Genomic DNA, 236 nt, shown 5'->3' with positions numbered 1-236 from the left:
CTAGTGACACTGGAATCTGTTAACCATTCCGTGGTTACCATGCTCTTTTGCTTGTCGACCATCGTCCGCTGAGTATTATGTTCAATCGAAGACAACAGCCAGGACTCATACTGTTCTATATTGTCTTGTGAATGCTGAAACTGAATTCTCAGCGCTGCATCTTTTTGCGGCAGTAGAGTCGTTGCCTCTGCATTTAAGGTATTTTTCACCAGATTAAAGACTTCATTAACTCGGGC

The 236-nt window shown here is 43.2% G+C and carries 1 protein-coding gene; it reads right to left on the bottom strand.

Going from position 1 to position 236, the window contains the following annotated elements; translation table 11 throughout:
* On the bottom strand, positions 1-236 hold a 236-nt coding region (locus tag R0J87_RS24685; RefSeq protein ID WP_498889673.1), incomplete at both ends, for a hypothetical protein.

This window comes from Halomonas sp. SIMBA_159 (assembly GCF_046536035.1).
Taxonomy (GTDB): Bacteria; Pseudomonadota; Gammaproteobacteria; order Pseudomonadales; family Halomonadaceae; genus Vreelandella; species Vreelandella venusta_A.
The sequence above is the reverse complement of the archived record's forward strand: the minus strand, read 5'-3'. Positions and strand labels throughout refer to the sequence as shown.